General features: G+C 73.0%; 15 protein-coding genes and 1 pseudogene. 9 read left to right on the forward strand and 7 right to left on the reverse strand.

Annotation, left to right across the window (positions count from 1 at the left end; all coding sequences use genetic code 11):
• Nucleotides 1–18: 18 nt before the first annotated feature.
• From D7231_RS16140 to D7231_RS16150, 3 genes are all read left to right on the forward strand, one after another.
• Entirely contained in the window at nt 19–282 is a 264-nt protein-coding gene (locus tag D7231_RS16140) for a hypothetical protein (protein ID WP_120756152.1), read from the forward strand.
• Nucleotides 283–396: 114 nt separating this feature from the next.
• Complete coding sequence (locus D7231_RS16145) at nt 397–1,131, forward strand: Mut7-C RNAse domain-containing protein (protein ID WP_120756153.1); 735 nt, start codon at nt 397–399, stop codon at nt 1,129–1,131.
• Nucleotides 1,132–1,203: 72 nt separating this feature from the next.
• On the forward strand, nt 1,204–1,665 hold the full coding sequence (locus D7231_RS16150; protein ID WP_120756154.1) for a large conductance mechanosensitive channel protein MscL: 462 nt from the start codon (nt 1,204–1,206) through the stop codon (nt 1,663–1,665).
• 77 nt (nt 1,666–1,742) lie between these two features.
• Here the strand turns inward: D7231_RS16150 and D7231_RS16155 are convergent, their stop codons facing one another.
• The 3 genes from D7231_RS16155 to ligD all read right to left on the reverse strand — a co-directional run bounded on the left by D7231_RS16155 (nt 1,743) and on the right by ligD (nt 3,678).
• Nucleotides 1,743–1,943: a hypothetical protein gene (locus D7231_RS16155; protein ID WP_052392529.1), complete on the reverse strand. Its 201-nt coding sequence runs from the start codon at nt 1,941–1,943 to the stop codon at nt 1,743–1,745.
• Nucleotides 1,944–2,126: 183 nt separating this feature from the next.
• Entirely contained in the window at nt 2,127–2,552 is a 426-nt protein-coding gene (locus D7231_RS16160; RefSeq protein WP_120756155.1) for an SH3 domain-containing protein, read from the reverse strand.
• Between the two features lie 82 nt (nt 2,553–2,634).
• Complete coding sequence (gene ligD / locus D7231_RS16165) at nt 2,635–3,678, reverse strand: non-homologous end-joining DNA ligase (RefSeq protein ID WP_120756156.1); 1,044 nt, start codon at nt 3,676–3,678, stop codon at nt 2,635–2,637.
• Nucleotides 3,679–3,794: 116 nt separating this feature from the next.
• Here ligD and D7231_RS16170 point away from each other — a divergent pair, with 116 nt between their 5' ends.
• A complete protein-coding gene (locus D7231_RS16170) occupies nt 3,795–4,856 on the forward strand; it encodes an ATP-dependent DNA ligase (protein ID WP_120756157.1) in 1,062 nt (353 codons plus the stop codon).
• Nucleotides 4,857–4,895: 39 nt separating this feature from the next.
• Here the strand turns inward: D7231_RS16170 and D7231_RS16175 are convergent, their stop codons facing one another.
• Nucleotides 4,896–5,861 carry a TIGR03557 family F420-dependent LLM class oxidoreductase gene (locus D7231_RS16175; protein WP_120756158.1) on the reverse strand — a complete coding sequence of 322 codons (966 nt, stop codon included), beginning with the start codon at nt 5,859–5,861 and terminating at the stop codon, nt 4,896–4,898.
• Nucleotides 5,862–6,157: 296 nt separating this feature from the next.
• On the opposite strand from D7231_RS16175, the pseudogene D7231_RS16180 reads away from it, so the two are divergent.
• Nucleotides 6,158–7,387 (forward strand): annotated as a pseudogene (locus D7231_RS16180) (glycoside hydrolase family 6 protein); the annotation flags it as partial.
• Between the two features lie 435 nt (nt 7,388–7,822).
• Here D7231_RS16180 and D7231_RS16185 read toward each other — a convergent pair.
• On the reverse strand, nt 7,823–8,308 hold the full coding sequence (locus D7231_RS16185) for a hypothetical protein (RefSeq protein ID WP_120756160.1): 486 nt from the start codon (nt 8,306–8,308) through the stop codon (nt 7,823–7,825).
• Nucleotides 8,309–8,589: 281 nt separating this feature from the next.
• Here D7231_RS16185 and D7231_RS16190 point away from each other — a divergent pair, with 281 nt between their 5' ends.
• Nucleotides 8,590–8,925 carry a glyoxalase superfamily protein gene (locus D7231_RS16190; protein WP_120756161.1) on the forward strand — a complete coding sequence of 112 codons (336 nt, stop codon included), beginning with the start codon at nt 8,590–8,592 and terminating at the stop codon, nt 8,923–8,925.
• A gap of 140 nt (nt 8,926–9,065) precedes the next feature.
• A complete protein-coding gene (locus D7231_RS16195) occupies nt 9,066–10,631 on the forward strand; it encodes an AMP-binding protein (RefSeq protein ID WP_120756162.1) in 1,566 nt (521 codons plus the stop codon).
• A gap of 107 nt (nt 10,632–10,738) precedes the next feature.
• Here the strand turns inward: D7231_RS16195 and D7231_RS16200 are convergent, their stop codons facing one another.
• Nucleotides 10,739–11,560, reverse strand: a complete 822-nt coding sequence (locus D7231_RS16200; protein ID WP_120756163.1) for a hypothetical protein — start codon at nt 11,558–11,560, stop codon at nt 10,739–10,741.
• Between the two features lie 174 nt (nt 11,561–11,734).
• Between D7231_RS16200 and D7231_RS16205 the strand changes: the two genes are divergently transcribed.
• Both D7231_RS16205 and D7231_RS16210 read left to right on the forward strand, forming a co-directional pair.
• Nucleotides 11,735–12,904: a methyltransferase gene (locus D7231_RS16205; protein ID WP_194961344.1), complete on the forward strand. Its 1,170-nt coding sequence runs from the start codon at nt 11,735–11,737 to the stop codon at nt 12,902–12,904.
• Nucleotides 12,905–13,113: 209 nt separating this feature from the next.
• Complete coding sequence (locus tag D7231_RS16210) at nt 13,114–14,601, forward strand: hypothetical protein (RefSeq protein WP_199739383.1); 1,488 nt, start codon at nt 13,114–13,116, stop codon at nt 14,599–14,601.
• A gap of 83 nt (nt 14,602–14,684) precedes the next feature.
• Here the strand turns inward: D7231_RS16210 and D7231_RS16215 are convergent, their stop codons facing one another.
• Complete coding sequence (locus D7231_RS16215) at nt 14,685–15,491, reverse strand: class I SAM-dependent methyltransferase (RefSeq protein WP_120756397.1); 807 nt, start codon at nt 15,489–15,491, stop codon at nt 14,685–14,687.
• Nucleotides 15,492–15,648: the final 157 nt, after the last annotated feature.

Raw genomic sequence — 15,648 nt, forward strand, 5'->3', positions numbered from 1 at the left:
CCCCCGAGAGTTAGCCCCATGAGCCTCACTACCGCAGGCAAAACCCCGGGCCCCGTCCGCTTCTACCTCGCGTGCGACCACCACGGCTGCACCACGCACACGACCTTCGACCTCGTCATCCCCGACCCCGGCCCCTCGCGCGACGACGACCTGTGGGGCCACCTCCTGCACCACACGTACACGGCCACGCCCCACATCGAGGAGCTGGGCTGGAGCTACATCCACGGCAACGGCTACACCTGCCCGACGCACCGGGTACCGGCCCTGCCCAGCGCCTCCTGACGCCCCGTCGGAGCGCTTCCCGGCTCCGGCCCCGCCCAGGGGCCGGGCCCGGGCCGGCAGCGCCACCCGCGCCCCCGCGCCCGGCGGACCGCCGGCCAATGGCATCCTGGCGGCGTGAGCAGACCGGAAATCCACGTCACCCTTGCCCCTGAGCTGCGGCTCTTCGCCAACTCGGAGCTGCGCCGCGAACGGGCACCCGTCGCGATCGACGCGTCCTCGTCCCTGGGGCACGTCGTCGAATCGCTGGGCGTTCCGCTGACCGAGGCCGGCGCGCTGCTCGTGGACGGCCGCCCGGCGGCGGTGTCCCACGTCCCCTCCGCGGGTGAATCCGTCGAGGTGCGCGCGGTCGAGCGCCCGCAGCGGGTGCCCGGCGCGCCGCTGCGCTTCCTCCTCGACGTGCACCTGGGGACGCTCGCGCGCCGGCTCCGGCTGCTGGGCGTGGACGCGGCCTACGAGAGCGAGGACATCGGCGACCCCGCCCTGGCCGCGCTGTCCGCGGCGGAGCGCCGGGTGCTGCTCAGCCGCGACCGGGGGCTGCTGCGGCGGCGCGAGATATGGGCCGGCGCCTACGTCTACAGCGACCGTCCCGACGAGCAACTGCGGGACGTCCTGAGCAGGTTCGCCCCGGTGCTGGCCCCATGGACGCGCTGCACCGCCTGCAACGGGCCGCTCGCGGACGCCGCGAAGGACACGGTCGCGGAGCGGCTGGAGCACGGGACGCGGCGCACGTACGACGTGTTCGCGCAGTGCACCGTCTGCGAGCGCGTGTACTGGCGCGGGGCGCACCACTCACGGCTGGAGGCGATCGTCGAGGACGCCGTGCGGGAATTCGGCGGCTCCGCCGCCTGAGGGCGGCCGCCGCGCGTGCCGTACCGCTGAGGACCGCTTGACGGAATGTAGCGTGCTGTCCGGAGGTCGGTCATGCTCAAGGGATTCAAGAACTTCGTCATGCGCGGTGACATCGTCACCGTCGCCGTCGGCCTGATCATCGCACTCGCGCTCAGCACGCTCATCAAGGCGTTCACCGACTTCGTGATCAATCCGATCATCGCCCGGGCGCAGGGCGGGCATTCGATGGGGCTGGGCTGGCAGCTGGGCCGGGCGGGCAACAAGAACACCTACCTGGACCTGGGTTCGTTCCTCTCGGCGGCCGTCTACTTCCTCATCTTCATGGCCGTGGTGTACTTCCTGATCGTGGTCCCGTACAAGCACGTGCAGGCGCGGCGGGGCATGGTGGTCTTCGCGGAGCCGGGCCCGCTCAAGACCTGCCCGGCGTGCCTGTCGGAGGACCTTCCCGCGGCGGCGGTCAAGTGCCTGCACTGCGGCAGCGATCAGCCTCCTGCGGCTGCGGCCGCCGGGGGCGCGGCGCCCGCGGGCCGCTGAGCGCCGGGACGTTCGGGGCTCAGCAGGCCGTTCAGGGGCTCAGGGATCCGGAGCGCTAAAAGGGGATCTCAGCGCGCTCAAGGCCAGGCGCGGTTGCGGGCCTGGGCCCGGGCGCGGCGCTCCTCGGTGCGGATGCGGCGCTCCTCCGCGGCCCGCCGCACTCCCTCGGCCCGGCGCTCCGCGTAGCCGTTGGGCTCCACGACGTGGAAGCACTGGCCGCAGACGTAGCCGCCTTCGGGGCCCTCGATTACCGGGTTCAGACAGTCCTTGCACAGCATCACGACAGCATTCGGCCGGGAAACAACGACATGACCCATTATTCCGCCCGCCGCCCGAGGTGACGGCACAATCCGTTACCGTCAGCCACCTGGAGTAACGGGGTCTGCGCGCGACACCGCTGAGCGCGCGGCTCCGCGCCGGGCGGGCGGCCCGGCGCGGAGCGGATGCGGGGACGGCGGGTCTCAGCCCATGGCGGCCCGGGTGGTGGGGGCGCTGTCCAGGGGCGTGCGGTCGACGTCCTTGCACAGCGGGACGGCACCTACGCCGGCGCTGCCGACGTAGGCCGCCGCGACCCAGGTGTTGCGGGTGCGGAGCAGGTACCAGATGTTGTTGCCGCCGACGGTCTGGGCGCGGACCTTGCAGCGCAGGCCGATCTTGGCGCCGCGGGCGACGGTGCCCCGCACCGCCGAGTCCGTGCTGGGGTACATGCGCTCGTTGACGCCCGAGGCGCTGACGATCTTGCCGGCGGGCTGCTGGGGGACGGGGGGGACGGCGGGGCCGGAGGCTGCCTGGGCCGAGCCGGCGACCAGCAGCGAGCCCGCCAATGCGGCCGCAGCGATGGCATCCGTCGAGATCTTCTTGCTGCGGACTGCGAGTGTCCTGGGCATGGGGGCTCCCTGGTCTGCGGGGTGGATAACGCAATGCCGTCGTACCTCGCCGCAATCCTTAATAAACCAGGGCAATTCGCCCTCACTCTTTCGTGTCTGAGGATCCCTCAGTCGGCCCCTTCTTTGCCCTGCTCGGCTGTACGCGCTTCGGCTCGCCCTTCATCTTCGGGTGCTCCGGCGGGTAGGGCAGATCGCCCAGGCCGTGCTCGCGCTCGTCGCGGTCGGCCAGCTCCAGGGCTGCCTCCAGGCCGCACGGCTGGTCCTCCATTCCCGCGTGCACGTCGCCCACGGCGTCGAACCGGGCCGGCATGCTCGCCAGGTCGAAGTCCTCGGGCACGGCGCCGCCGGTCACCTCGTCCCACGTCAGCGGCGCGGACACCGGGGCGTGCGGGCGGGGCCGCACCGAGTAGGCGCTGGCGATGGTGCGGTCGCGGGCGGTCTGGTTGTAGTCGACGAACACCTTGGCGCCGCGCTCCTCCTTCCACCACGCCGTGGTGACCTCCTGCGGCACCCGCCGCTCCACCTCGCGGGCGACGGCGATGGCGGCCCTGCGCACCTGGACGAAGGTCCACCGCGGCGCGATGGGCACGAAGACGTGCAGCCCGCGGCCCCCGGACGTCTTGGGCCAGCCGGTCAGCCCCAGGCCGTCGAGGACGTCGCGGAGTTCGACGGCGGCCCGGACGGCATCGGCGTACCCGGTGCCCGGCTGCGGGTCGAGGTCGATGCGCAGCTCGTCGGGGTGCTCGGTATCCGTCCGGCGCACGGGCCAGGGGTGGAAGGTCACGCAGCCGAGGTTCGCGGCCCACAGCACGGCCGCGGCCTCGTTGGGGCAGATCTCGTCGGCGTAGCGGCCGCTGGGGAAGGCGATGCGCCCGGTCGGGATCCACTCGGGGAGGTTCTTCGGCGCCCTCTTCTGGAAGAAGGACTCGCCTTCCACCCCGTCCGGGTAGCGCTCCATCGTGGTCGGGCGGTCCTTGAGGGCCCGGACGATGCCGTCGGCGACGGCGAGGTAGTAGCGGGCCAGGTCGTACTTGGTGAAGCCCCGCTCGGGGAAGTAGACCTTGTCCGGGTGCGACAGCCGTACCGTCCGCTCCCCCACGGTGAGCTCCAGCGCCTCCTGTGCCATGCCCCTCACGCTAGAGGGCGGCACCGGGCCCCGCCTGCGGACGGCGTCGCGGGGACGCGGCCGCGGACGGCCCGGCGGAGAGGCGGCCGGGACCCGGGGCCCGCACAATCGCGGTCATGGATCTCCCCGTGATGCCACCGCTTCAGCCGATGCTCGCGAAGTCCGTGGCGGCCATCCCGCCCGGCATGCTGTACGAGGCGAAGTGGGACGGCTTCCGGGCGATCGTCTTCCGCGACGGCGACGACATCGAGCTGGGCAGCCGCTCCAGCAAGCCCCTGACCCGCTACTTCCCGGAGCTCGTGGAGGCCTTCCGCGAGCGGCTCCCGCCCCGCTGCGTGCTCGACGGCGAGATCGTCATCACCCGCGGCGGGCGCCTCGACTTCGACGCCCTGCTCGAACGCATCCACCCCGCCGCCTCTCGCGTCCGCCGTCTGGCCGAGGCCACCCCGGCGAGCTTCATCGCCTTCGACCTGCTCGCCCTCGGCGAGGAGTCCCTGCTCGCGGCCCCGCAGCGGGAGCGGCGCGACGCCCTGACCGCGGCGCTGGAGGGGGTCTCGGCCCCGGTGTACGTCGCTCCGGCCACGTACGACCTGGAGACGGCGCACGCGTGGTTCGAGCAGTTCGAGGGGGCCGGGCTCGACGGGGTCGTCGCCAAGCCGCCGGACTCCCCGTACCGGCCCGGCGAGCGGGCCATGGCCAAGGTCAAGCACGAGCGGACGGCCGACTGCGTCGTCGCCGGGCTGCGCCCGCACAAGAGCGGGCCCGTCGTGGGCTCGCTGCTGCTCGGCCTCTACGACCCGGCCGGGCGCCTCCAGCACGTCGGTGTCTGCGCCTCGTTCCCGATGCGCCGCCGCCAGGAGCTCATGACCGAGCTGGAGCCGCTGCGGATGCCCTCGGCCGAGGGGCACCCGTGGCAGGAGTGGACCAGCGAGGAGGCGCAGGCGGCCGGCCGGCTGCCGGGCGGCCCCAGCCGGTGGACCGGCACCAAGGACCTGTCCTGGGTGCCGCTGCGGCCCGAGCGGGTGTGCGAGGTCGCCTACGACCACCTTCAGGGCGACCGGTTCCGGCACACCACGCAGTTCCGCCGCTGGCGGCCCGACCGCGAGCCCCACCAGTGCACGTACGCCCAGCTGGAGGAACCGGCGGACTACAAGCTCGCCGACATCCTCGCGCTGTGAGCGCTGTGACCGGCGGCAGCCCCGCGGGACGGGCGGTCTTCAGAGCGTGCGCAGGGCGGGCAGCAGCTCTCTCCCGGCCCATTCCAGGTACGGCTCCTGGTGGCCGCCGCCGATCTGCACGAGCGCGACCTCGGTGAACCCGGCGTCGGTGTACGCCCGTACGGCCTCGACGAAGCGGTCCACGTTCGGGCCGCAGGGGATCGCCTCGGCGACCTCCTCCTTCGTGACGGAAGCGGACGCGGCGGCGAAGGACCCGTTGTGCGGCAGCTCGGCGTTGACCTTCCAGCCCAGCCCGAACCAGCGGAACTGCCCGTAAGCCCGCTCGACCGCCGCGCCGTGGTCGGTGTCGTAGCAGACGGGGAGCTGCCCGATCCGGGGCTTCCCGGCGCCGCCGTGGCGGTCGAAGGCCTCCAGCAGCTCCCTCCTGGGCTCCGTCGCGATGACCAGGTCGGCCGCGCTCCCGGCCAGCCGGCAGGAGTGCTCGCCCGAGACGGCGATCCCGATGGGCGGGGCCGGCACGGGGACGTCCCACAGCCGGGCGTGCTCGACGTCGTAGTGGGTGCCGTGGTGGGTGACGAGGTCCCCTTCGAAGAGGGCCCGGATGATGAACACGGCTTCTTCGAGCATCTCGTGGCGGACGCTGACGCCGGGCCAGCCGCCGCCCACGACATGCTCGTTGAGGTTCTCGCCGGAGCCGAGCCCGAGGCGGAACCGCCCCTGGGACAGCAGCTGGACGGTGGCCGCCAGCTGGGCGACGAGCACCGGGTGGTAGCGCGTCGTGGGGCAGGTGACGTAGGTCATGAGCGGGATCCGGGACGTCGCCCGGGCCGCGGCGCCCAGCACGGCCCACGCGTTGGGCGCGTGGCCCTGCGCGGCGAGCCACGGGAAGTAGTGGTCGGAGGTGACGGAGAAGTCGAACCCCGCCTTCTCCGCGCCGGCCACGTGCGCGACGAGGTCCCGGGGCCCCGCCTGCTCGGTCATCATCGTGTACCCGATCTGCACCATGCGGCAACGGCTTCCCGGCGGCGGTCCGCGCGTAACTGACGCTCTGTCGACAGAGCGATTCTCCCGGGTCCCGTTCGGCCTAATCCGACGTGTCTGACGGGTCGGCACCTGTCACTGTGTCTGAAATAGACCGATCGGCCAATATGAAGTGCAGGGGATCGATGCCATACGCGGCACCGCGGCACGCAGCCAGGCCCCACGCGGGCCGGGCGACCGCGCCCGGAAGGAAGAAGGCGAAGAAGGCACTGCGGTGCGGCGCGGCCCTCGTGGTGTCCGCGTGCGTGTGCGCCGGCGCGATGTCCCTGGCCTGGCCGGCCAAGGGGGCCCTGACGGACGACGAGGAGAACCTCGACGCCGCTTCCCCGTTCTGGGTCGAGCCGCGGGGGCCCGCCGCCCGCCAGGTGGAGGTGTGGCGGGAGCGGGGGCGCGAGGACGACGCGCGGGTCCTCCAGCGCATCGCGCGCGAGCCGATGGCCGTCTGGCTGACCGGCGACGATCCCGAGGCGCAGGCCGAGGACGTCACCCGGCAGGCCGAGAGCGACGGCGTCATCCCCGTACTGGTCGCCTACAACATCCCGCAGCGCGACTGCGGTCAGTACTCCTCCGGCGGCGCCGCCGACGCCGCACACTACCGCACGTGGGTCTCGCGGGCCGCGGCCGGGATCGGCGCGCGCCGGGCCTGGATCGTCCTCGAACCCGACGCGCTCGCCCAGTGGGCGTCCGGCTGCGTGCCCCGGGCTGCGGCCAAGCAGCGGCTCGCGCTCATCGCCGAGGCGGTGCGCACGTTCAAGGCCCGGCCCGGGGTCTCGGTCTACATCGACGCCGGCAACCCGGGCTGGATCAAGGACCAGAACCTCATGGTGACGGCGCTCACCGAAGCGGGGATCGCGGAGGCGGACGGCTTCGCGCTCAACGTCTCCAACTTCCACACGACGCCCGTCACACGCGCCTACGGCGACCACCTCTCGGCGCTGCTCGGCGGCGCCCACTACATCATCGACACCAGCCGCAACGGCAACGGGCCGCTCCCCGAACCGCCTCCTCACAAGGGCAAGAAGAAGGGCGGCCGGCATCCCGCTCCGGCTCCCCCGGGTGCGGCCGAAGCCCGGCGCGCGGCGGGAAGGGGGGATACCGACGACCCCGAGGAGATGGAGGAACTGGACGAACTGGAGGGGTTGGAAGGAGAACTGGACGACGTCGCGGGGGCGGAAGGCGACGGGACGGAGGGGGACGAGGGCGAGAACGAGGCGGGGCAGGAGCCCGGACACGAAGCCGGGCACGAGGGCGGCCATGAGGCCGGGCACGAAGCGGGGCACGAGCCCGAGCCGAAGCCCGAGGCCGAGCACGAGGCCGAGTCCTGGTGCAACCCGCCCGGGCGCGCCCTCGGCACGCCTCCCACGACCGCCACCGGGGATCCGCGCATCGACGCCTTCCTGTGGGTCAAACGGCCCGGGGAGTCCGACGGGGCCTGCCGCGGCGCGCCGCCGGCCGGCCGCTGGTGGGCGGAGTACGCGCTCGACCTCGCCCGCGCCACACCGGGGCAGGTCACGCGTCCGTCACGGGAGCCCGGCGAGCCGGAAGTGCCGGTCTCGCCGCCGGTCCCGCCGCCGGCCGCGCCTCCCGGTACCGCTCCCGGGCGCCCGCCCGCGGACGGCGCCGAGGAGTCCCCTGCCGCTCGCGGCCGTACGAAGGCACCGGCGCCGGCGGCCCCCGGCCCCGTACCGCCCGCTCCGATGCCGCCGGCCGCCGCCGCGCCGTCGTCCGGGCCGGGCGGCGGGCACGTGCCCGCGGCCACGTCCGCGGCCCCGCCCGCCGGGCCGCCCGTGGACCCGCCGGACGGGCGCGCCACGGGCGAGTGACCGGCCGGCTCACTCAGGGGATGCCGACGGGTGGTCAACATCCCCGGTACGAAACGCCCGCCCTGACGGGTGATCCGAGGCGCCCGGCCGGCCGGGCGGCGCTCAGTAGTGCCAGCGCGGCTTGCCGCTGCCGCCGCAGTTCATGAGCCGGCCCTGGGCGTCGTGCGTGCTCGCCCCCACGTCGGCATTGCGGCAGAACTGGCCCGCCTTGTAGCAGTTGCCCGCGCTGGAGCGGATCTCGCACGTCGTACCGGCCTCGCGCGGGGCCTGCGTTCGCGCCGAGGAGCCGCCCGCACCGGTGTGTTCGGCGGCCGGCGGGGTCGCGGACTTGCGGGGCGGCTTCGGCAGGACCGGTGAAGGGGTGGCGGCTCGGGAGGGCGGCGCGGTCGGGGACGCCGAGGGCGCCTGCGACGGCGAGGAGGAGGCCGCGGACGGCGCCGCGGAGGCGGAGGCCGAGGACTTCTTCGCCGGTGACGCGTCCTCGTCGCCCCCGGTGCAGCCGGCCAGCGTGAGGACTCCGGCGAGGGCGATGCCGCAGGCGCCGGCCCAGCGGCGGCGAAAGGCCGGGAGGGATATGCGGGAAGACATGGTCGGGCAACTCCACGATCGGAACGGGCAGGAAAGAAGCCGCACTTCGAAATCCGTGACTCCGCTTTACGCGGGCACGGAGTCCGCTGCCGACACGTGGGGGGAACCGCCTAGGCGCGTCCACATTAGCGGCATGCCGCCGGGCGAGTGAACCAAGATCCCGGGAAAATCGCAGGAAAAGGACGTTCGAAGCGAAGGGGTCCGGTGCCGGGCCCCGAAGAGAGCATTCGTCGTCAAAGCACAACAACCGGGCCCTTCCGGGGGTCTGGAATGATGGCCGCGTGGACGAAGAAGTCATCCCGGTGCTTTATGTCGAGGACGCGCGGACGGCGGTCGCTTGGTATGCGCGCCTCGGATTCGCCGAGCAGTGGGAGCACCGCTTCGAACCGGGCCTTCCGGCCTTCGTCGAGGTGGCCCGCGGGCCGGTGCGGCTGTTCCTGTCGGAGCACGAGGGCGACGCCCGGCCCGGGACGCTGGTTTATCTGCGGGTGCGCGATGTCGACGCGGTCGCCGCCGAGTTCGGCGTACCGCCGCAAACCGCCCCCTGGGCGCGGGAGATCGAGCTGCGGGACCCCGACGGAAACCGGCTGCGAGTGGGCACGCCGACCAGCCGTTGACCGAATATCGACGTTTCGGGTCGGCATGCACCGCTCAAACCTCCTCCCGACTTGGCGCTGTTGATCAATGGCATTAGCATCGAACTGGTTGCCTAAGTCAACTGCTGGCAATCGCCATGCCGCATCAGGAGGAATCACGCATGACCGCCACGGCGCAGCAGTTCCGCACATACGTGGAGCGGAACCTCGACATCCTGGGGGCCGACCCCGCCAGGACTGCCGTCGTCCACCACGACCGTCGCGTCACCGCCGGTGAGCTCCGCGACCTCGTCCACCGGATGGCACGCGCGCTGCGCGCCCGGGGCGTGGAGCGCGGACAGGTCGTCACCCTGCTCAGCGGCAACCTGCCGGAGACGATCGCCGCCCGCTACGCGGCCAACCTGATCGGCTGCGCGGTCAACCACCTCTACAACAAGCTCTCGGCCGACGTGCAGGCCACCATCATGCGCGACGTCGAGACGCGCGCCCTCATAGCCGACCCCGCCTACGCCGGGCGGGCGGCCGAGCTGGCGGAGCTGACCGGCGTCGAGGACGTGCTCCTGCTCGGTCCGGGCACGGTGGGCGCCGACCTGCTGGAGCTGTCCGCCGGTCAGCCGGCCGAGCCGCTCTCGGGCCTCGCCCGCCCCGAGGACATCTGCATGATCCGCCACACCGGCGGCACCACGGGCCACCCCAAGGCCATCTGCACCGCCTTCGAGCGGCTGCCCGGCTTCCAGGACGACGTCGACGAGATCCTGGAGCCGGAGGGCAAGGCCGACGACGGGATGCGGCAGCTGGTGTGCACGACGCTCGCCCACGCCGCCGGGCTGCTGGCCGACGTCACCCTGCGCACGGACGGCGGCACGGTCGTCCTCCTCGACGACTTCGACGCGGCGGAGGCGCTCGCGGCGATCGAGCGCGAGCGCATCACCCACATGTTCCTGCTGCCGCCCCTGCTGTACCAGCTGATGGACCACCCGGACGTGGACGGCACGGACACCTCCAGCCTCCGCAACGTCACCTACGGCGGCTGCCAGTCCTCCCCGGCCCGCCTCGCCTCGGCCGTGCGGCGCTTCGGCCACGTGCTGACGCAGTTCTACGGGCAGAACGAGGCCGGCGGCATCAGCGTGCTCAGCCCGGAGGACCACAACCCGGACGACCCGTCCCGGCTGCGCACCGCGGGCAAGGCCATGAACGGCGTCGAGATCGCGATACGCGACGAGTCCGGCCGCGACCTGCCCGCCGGCGAGCACGGCGAGGTCTGCGTGCGCTCGGAGCACATCATGACCGGGTACTGGAAGCAGCCCGAGCTGACCGCCGAGGTCCTGCGGGACGGCTGGCTGCACACCGGTGACATCGGTTTCCTGGACGACGAGGGCTACCTGACCATCGTCGACCGGATCAAGGACATGATCGTGGTGGTCGGCGGCCACGTGTACACCACCGAGCTGGAGGACCTGCTCAACACCCACCCGGAGGTGCTCCAGAGCGCCGTCTTCGGCGTCCCCGACGCCAACCGCATGGAGCACGTGTACGCGGCCGTCGTGCGCGCCCCCGGCAGCGAGCTCGACGAGAAGGAGCTCCGCGAGCTGGTCCGCGACGAGCGCGGCGCCATGTACGAGCCCGCGCACGTCTCCTTCATCGACGCCCTGCCCCTGACGGACGCCGGCAAGCCGGACAAGAAGTTCCTCCGCCGCGAGGCGGAGGCCGCGGCGGAGACGCGCTGACGACGGCGGACGGACGCACCGAGGGGGCCGGCCCGCGCACTGCGGCCGGCCCCCTCGGCAACCGGTGCCGTTTCGGCCAACACGTCCTTACGGCGCCCGGCGCATCCCTACGGCGCGGGGGCCGGCGCGGGCGAGTCCGCGCCCTGTTCGGCGCGGAGCCGGGCCGCCACCGCGTCCGTCCGGGCGCGCAGGGCGAGGACGCGCTCGCCGGTCTTGGTGCCGTGCAGCGGGGGCTCGGCCGGGAGGACCGGGACGCCCTTGGACTGAGCGGTGAGGACGAGACTGTGCATGACCTCGGGCTGCTGGGCCAGCAGGGCCGTGGTGAACATGTTGGCGCGCAGCGTCTTCTTCACGCCGAGCATGCCGCGGTAGGTGATCTCGCAGGCGACGTCGACGGTCTCCAGCCGCTGCTCGCCCGCCTGTTCCAGCGCCGCGAGCATCACGGACGCGAGTCCCTCGACCACCTTGGTGACGACCCATTTGCGCCCGGGGAGCGGGGGCAGCAGGTCCCGGATCCGGTCGATTTCGGTGTCGAGCGCGTCCGTGGACATGGCGCTGAACGCGTCGTGCAGCTGGAGGTGGACGACCTTGTCCCAGGGGACGTCCTCGCCGTCGAAGCCGACCGACTCGGGCCCGAAGCGCAGGGCGCCGATGGCGTCCAGCGGGCGCAGCGCCTTCGCGGTGAGGGCGGGGACCTTGGGGTGGCGGCAGATCAGGGCGCCGAGGGAGAACTCCCATTCCGCGGTGGCGGGCGCGGCGGGGGCGGGCAGCGAGCGCAGGACGGAGAGGACCCAGTCGCCGGAGGCGTTCGTGCCGGTGCGCCCGGCGTCGGCGCCGCGCTGCACGGCGTTCGCGACGTCCATGCCGAAGGCGGTCGCCGCCGATCCCACCTGGTCGCCCAGGTTCTTCACCCGGTTGAGTATGCCCATGTCCTGCCCCCGTGTTCACCTGCGATGTTCGTACGGCCGCGAACGGCAGCGACACTTTACCCAGTGGCCGGGGCATGCTCCGCCCGGCCGGATCCGCGATCGGCCGGGGGCGCGTACGGCAACGGCACGGCCGTGCTCACCCGCGCCGGGGGTCTCGACTAGCCTGTGGGCACAATGAACCGTTTGATGACGCCGTGGGGCGAGCTGGTCCTGACCCGTTTCCCCGAGGACCCCCGCGACCAGCTCCGTGCCTGGGACGCCGCCGATGAATACCTGCTCCAGCACTTGGCGGGGAGCGCGGAGAGCGCCGACGGCCCCGCGGACCTGTCCGGCACCGTCGCCGTCCTGGGCGACCGGTGGGGCGCGCTGACCACCGCCCTCGCCCGGCAGGGCGCCCGGCCCGTGCAGATCACCGAGTCGTTCCTGGCCCGGCAGGCCACCCTGCGGAACCTGGAGCGCAACGGCCTCGGCGCCGGTGCCGCGGAGCTCCTGTCGACCAGGGACACCCCGCCGGACCGCATCGACGTCCTGCTGGTGCGCGTGCCCAAGAGCCTCGCGCTGCTGGAGGACCAGCTGCACCGGCTCGCGCCGCGTCTGCACGCCGGGACCGTCGTCGTGGGCGCGGGCAAGGTGACCGAGATCCACACCTCGACGCTCAAGCTGTTCGAGCGGATCGCCGGCCCCACCCGTACCTCGCTGGCCGTGAAGAAGGCCCGCCTCATCTTCTGCACGCCGGACCCCGCCGTCCCGCAGTCCGGGAGCCCGTGGCCGCACCGCTACGCCCTGCCGCTGGGCATCGGGCCGGCCTCCGGTCTGACGGTCACCAACCACGCGGGCATCTTCTGCGCCGACCGGCTCGACATCGGCACCCGGTTCTTCCTGCGCAACCTGCCGCAGCGGCGCGGCCCGGAGCGCGTGGTGGACCTCGGCTGCGGCAACGGCATCGTCGGAACGGCCGCCGCGCTGGCCAACCCGCAGGCCGAGGTGATGTTCGTCGACGAGTCCTACCAGGCGGTGGCATCCGCCGAGGCCACGTTCCGGGAGAACGCGGGGCCGCGGGCGAAGGCCGAGTTCCGGGTGGGCGACGGCCTGGAGGGCGTGCCCGCCGAGTCCGTGGACCTGGTGCTGAACAACCCGCCGTTCCACTCCCACCAGTCGACCACCGACGCGACGGCCTGGCGCATGTTCGCCGGGTCGCGTGCCGCGCTGCGCCGCGGCGGCGAGCTGTGGGTCATCGGCAACCGGCACCTGGGCTACCACGTGAAGCTGCGCCGGCTCTTCGGCAACTGCGAGACCGTGGCGAGCGACCCGAAGTTCGTCGTTCTCAAGGCGGTCAAAAACTAAACGACTTAGCGCAAGCCGACCCCTCCGGCGGGCAGTGATCCAGATCACTGCCCGCCGGTGGTTTAGGACTTCTGAGGGCCGCCACACCCATGGCATGATCATGCCGTTACCGGCGGGTAGCCATCCGGTTCACCCGCCCATGCCGTGTGATGCGGGCCGGAGTGCCGACCCCTCCGGCCCGCCCCCACCTCACGCTCCGAGGACCGAATTTGCGCAAGTCCGCACGATTTATAGCTTTACCCGCCATCACCGCTGCCTCCCTGCTCGCCACCGGGTGCTCCGCAGCCTCCGGGCCGTCCGGCAGTGACCCGGGCGCCGGCGCCGAGAAGGCAGCAGCAGCCCGTCCGCCCGCCGCGGAACCCCAGCTCGCCGTCCGGGCGGCGCCCGAGGGCGCGGGCGCCCCGAGCGCCGTGGCCCGCCCCTCCGGCTCCGGGAAGCCGGCGCAGAAGTCCGCGCTGAAGGTCGCCTCGTTCGACCAGAAGAGCGGACGCGCCGTCATCTCCGGCGCGGCGAAGCCCCCCAAGGGCGTGGCCCCCGGCCGCACCCCCGCGCCGTCCGGCTCGGCGGGGGCCGCGGGCAGCGCCTCCCCCGAGGCCTCGCCCGGCAAGAACAGCCAAGTGGACGTCGGCGACATCATCGCCAGCGCGCCCGCCCCCGGCGCCCCCGACGGTGTCCTCGCCAAGGTCACCAAGGTGCTCGGCAAGACCGAGCAGGGCACCGAGGTCAACACCGCTCCCGCCACCCTGGGCGCCCTGCTGGGCGACTCCCAGGCCAAGGGCGCGGTGCCCGTCGACCCGTCCACCGTCGAGGTCGAGCCGCTCGTCAAGGGCGTCAAGGCCTCGTGGACGAAGACGGGGAACGTGCACTTCGGGCCCAAGGGCGCGAACGTGCCGCTGGGCAACCTGCGGCTCGACGTCGGCACGTCCATCGCCACCGCCAAGGACGCTCCGGTGTCCGCCGCGGCGTCGGCCTCGGGCTTCGTCCAGCTGGCCCCGGAGGTCGACTTCGCCTACGACGGCGGTGGCGCCGGCTTCGGCGGCGCGCCCGCCAGCGCGTCGGTGTCACTGTCGGGCGACTGGTCCTCCCAGTGGGAGCTCAAGGGCCAGGCGGCCGCCTCGACGGACGGCAAGCCGCTGCGCGTGCCGTTCGCCAAGCTGCACGCCTCGCCGGTCATCCAGGTCGGCCCGGTGCCGGTCGTGGTCAACCTCGGCCTCACCTGCTACCTCCAGGTGGACGCCGACGGCCACGTCAACGTCGACGTCAAGGAGGAGCTCAAGGGCGGCTTCCGCGTCGGTGGCGCGTACAACCGCGGCAAGGGCTGGTCGCCGGTCAACACCTCCGACTTCTCGGCCACTTCGCCGCAGGCGTCCGTGACCGCGGCCGGCAAGGTGAAGGCGGCGCTCGGCGCCGAGGCGTCCGTGGGTCTGTACGGCGCGGTCGGCGTGAAGGCCGACGTCGCCCCGTACCTGCGGGCCGAGGCGGAGGGCAGCGCGACCGCCTCCGCCGACGGCAAGGCCTCGGCCACCGGCAAGTGGGGCGCCTACGGCGGACTGGACCTCGCGGGAGCCCTCCAGCTCCAGTTGCAGGTCTTCGGCACGCCGATCTTCGAGAAGCCCATCCCGCTGGGTTCGCTCCACAAGGAGTGGAAGCTGGCGGGCGGCGAGGGCACCGTCTCGACTGGCTCCCGCCGCAAGTAGGTCCCCGCACGCGGGGTGAGGGCACCGGTGCACGCGCGTTCAGCGGCGTGCACCGGTGCCCTGCTATGCGGAGCTGTACGGAGTTATGCGGAGACTTCTTTGGAGGCCCGCAGCGAGTAGACCATCGGGATGCGCGGGCGGCCCTCCGGGAGCCGGTAGACCGTCCCCTCGCCGCCCCGGCTGCCGCTCGTGTCCCGCGCCCGGACCATGCCGTCGAGGTACTTGAACAGCGTGAAGTCGTGCTCGTGCAGGAACTCCAGCCGCAGGCCGGCCGCGGTCACCGCGCTGATCACGTCGCCCAGGGGGTGCTGCCACTCCACCGTGCGGTTGTGCCGCGTCGGGGCGCTCATGTCGGCGTACGAACCGGGCTCGTCGTACGTGAACGGCCCCCGGGCGAAGTAGTCCTCGGCGAACGCGCTGCCGTCCTCGCCCAGGCACATGGCCACCGGGTGGAACTCCGCCAGGTACAAGAAGCCGCCCGGCGCCACCAGTTCCGCCGCCGTGCGCGCCCACTGCGTCAGGTCGGGCAGCCAGCACAGGGCTCCGAACCCGGTGTAGACGATGTCGAAGGTCTCGCCCCGCAGCGCGGCCGGCGCGTCGTACACGTCGGCCTCGACGAACCGGGCCTGCTCTTCGCCCACGTCCGACGCCAGTGCCCGCGCCGCCTCCACCGCCGGGCCGGAGAAGTCCAGCCCGGTCACCACGGCGCCCCTGCGGGCCCAGGACAGGGTGTCGGTGCCGATGTGGCACTGGAGGTGGAGCAGGCGCTTGCCGGTGACGTCACCGACCTCGTCCGCCTCGAACCCGCGCAGGTCGTTGCGGCCGGCCTTGAAACCCGCCACGTCGTAGAAGGCGCTCCCCGTGTGGAGGGGCACCCTCTCGTCCCACATCGCGCGGTTGTCCTCGCGCCAGTTCCCGGCGTGGCCGCTCCGCCCGCCGTCCGTTCCTCCGCTGGTCGTCGTCACGGGCGTGACGCTAGTGGGGTCCCTTGCGAGCACGCGAACGATTTTCCGGCGCGCCGCCGAAGAGCGGACGGCCGCCGGGGAG

Source organism: Streptomyces klenkii, from assembly GCF_003626645.1.
GTDB lineage: Bacteria > Actinomycetota > Actinomycetes > Streptomycetales > Streptomycetaceae > Streptomyces > Streptomyces klenkii.

Excerpts from the sequence above, each read along its gene's own strand:
- D7231_RS16140 (WP_120756152.1), top strand. The coding sequence starts at position 19 with ATGAGCCTCACTACCGCAGGCAAAACCCCGGGCCCCGTCCGCTTCTAC.
- D7231_RS16150 (WP_120756154.1), top strand. The coding sequence starts at position 1,204 with ATGCTCAAGGGATTCAAGAACTTCGTCATGCGCGGTGACATCGTCACC.
- D7231_RS16155 (WP_052392529.1), bottom strand. The coding sequence starts at position 1,943 with ATGCTGTGCAAGGACTGTCTGAACCCGGTAATCGAGGGCCCCGAAGGC.
- D7231_RS16160 (WP_120756155.1), bottom strand. The coding sequence starts at position 2,552 with ATGCCCAGGACACTCGCAGTCCGCAGCAAGAAGATCTCGACGGATGCC.
- ligD (WP_120756156.1), bottom strand. The coding sequence starts at position 3,678 with ATGGCACAGGAGGCGCTGGAGCTCACCGTGGGGGAGCGGACGGTACGG.
- D7231_RS16170 (WP_120756157.1), top strand. The coding sequence starts at position 3,795 with ATGGATCTCCCCGTGATGCCACCGCTTCAGCCGATGCTCGCGAAGTCC.
- D7231_RS16175 (WP_120756158.1), bottom strand. The coding sequence starts at position 5,861 with ATGGTGCAGATCGGGTACACGATGATGACCGAGCAGGCGGGGCCCCGG.
- D7231_RS16185 (WP_120756160.1), bottom strand. The coding sequence starts at position 8,308 with ATGTCTTCCCGCATATCCCTCCCGGCCTTTCGCCGCCGCTGGGCCGGC.
- D7231_RS16195 (WP_120756162.1), top strand. The coding sequence starts at position 9,066 with ATGACCGCCACGGCGCAGCAGTTCCGCACATACGTGGAGCGGAACCTC.
- D7231_RS16200 (WP_120756163.1), bottom strand. The coding sequence starts at position 11,560 with ATGGGCATACTCAACCGGGTGAAGAACCTGGGCGACCAGGTGGGATCG.
- D7231_RS16205 (WP_194961344.1), top strand. The coding sequence starts at position 11,735 with ATGAACCGTTTGATGACGCCGTGGGGCGAGCTGGTCCTGACCCGTTTC.
- D7231_RS16215 (WP_120756397.1), bottom strand. The coding sequence starts at position 15,491 with ATGTGGGACGAGAGGGTGCCCCTCCACACGGGGAGCGCCTTCTACGAC.